This window comes from Methanobrevibacter wolinii SH, from assembly GCF_000621965.1.
GTDB classification, from domain to species: domain Archaea; phylum Methanobacteriota; class Methanobacteria; order Methanobacteriales; family Methanobacteriaceae; genus Methanarmilla; species Methanarmilla wolinii.
This window is the reverse complement of sequence record NZ_KK211378.1, coordinates 134790-136229: the sequence shown is the minus strand read 5'-3', so window position 1 is coordinate 136229 and position 1440 is coordinate 134790. Positions and strand designations below refer to the sequence as shown.

Here is a 1440-nt window from a genome sequence, read left to right as displayed (position 1 = left end):
TTTAAATAATACCAACTTTAAACAACTTAAATAGAATTAAGAACACATTGATTTAAATAATACAATTCAATTATCTTAAATAAAATTAAGTTTCATATAAATTAAAGTATTAGTAAAAATTTAGTAAATTTAAGTTTTTAATAAAATTTAAAATTTAAGATAGTAAAGAGAATAATTAAACTTCCTAATAAAACTTAAAATTTAAAATTATAAAAAAAATAATTAAACTTTATAATAAAATTTAGAATAATAATAAAAATCTTCTAAAAAAAAATTAAAAAAATGGAGAAAAATAATGGAAAATATACATGATATACCTATAACTGATAACCATATTCATATTGATCAATTTAATGGACAAGGCCCTATAAAAATAGCTAAACAATTTTATAATGCAGGCGGTAGAGTGATGATGATACCAAATAAACCTGCATGGACTTTTGGTGAACCTGAAAATTTTAAAAAAGCAATGGATTTATGTATTAAATATTGTGATGAAATTAAAAATAATACAAATGTAAAAGCATTTCCAATAGTTGGAATACATCCTATGGAATATAGAAAACTTATTAAAAATGGAAAAACATATGAAGAAGCATTTAAAATGGTAAAATATGGATTAAATTATAGTGGAGAATTAATTAAAAATCAAAAGGCCATAGCAATTGGTGAAATTGGAAGACCTCATTATCCTATTGAAGATGATAAAGAAATGGAGTATCATAATAAAATAATCAAATACTGTCTTAATTTAGGAAAAGATCTTAACTGTCCTGTAATGATTCATGCAGAAAGTTTTAAAGAACCACAATATAGAGAACTTGCACAAATGGCAGATGAATCATCTTTTAATAAAGACAAACTTATAAAACATTTTGCAGGAGCAAATGTTAAAAAAGAGGAAAATCATGGGATTATGCCTTCTGTAATGAGTAGTAAAGATAATATTAAAAAAGCATTTAAAGAAAGTAATAGATTCTTTATGGAAACAGATTTCATGGATGATAATAAACGTCCTGGAGCAGTACTTGGATGTAAAACAGTACCAAGAAGAGTATTAAGTTTTATTGATAATGGAATAATTACTGAAGAACAAGCATTTAAAGTACATAAAGATAATGTAGAAAGAGTTTATGAAATAAGTCTTGATGATTAAGTGATTAAAATGGATAGTAATGAAGATGAAGAATTTGATAAAAAACTAATAAAAGAATTTGAAAAGTATTATGAAAACAATAAAACAAATACAGATAAAATAGAAAATCCAAAACATAATAAAAAATTAGAAAATAATGAAGAAACTGATAAAAAACTAATAAACGAATTCAAAGATTTTTATAAAAACAATGAAAAATCTGACAAAAAACCCATAAACGAATTTGAAGATTTATATGAAAATAATAAAGAATTTGATAAAAAACTAATAAAAGAATTTGAAGA

The 1440-nt window shown here is 22.3% G+C and carries 2 protein-coding genes; both read left to right on the top strand.

Features of this window, described 5'->3' with window-relative positions; translation table 11 throughout:
* The first annotated feature begins 295 nt into the window (after nt 1-295).
* Complete coding sequence (locus tag T523_RS08075; RefSeq protein WP_052334701.1) at nt 296-1156, top strand: TatD family hydrolase; 861 nt, start codon at nt 296-298, stop codon at nt 1154-1156.
* 9 nt (nt 1157-1165) lie between these two features.
* Nucleotides 1166-1440: hypothetical protein (locus T523_RS09190; protein ID WP_198016043.1), on the top strand; the 275-nt coding region annotated here is incomplete at its 3' end.

What these genes read in the sequence shown, in the direction of transcription:
- T523_RS08075 (WP_052334701.1), top strand. Translation starts at nt 296, where the DNA reads ATGGAAAATATACATGATATACCTATAACTGATAACCATATTCATATT.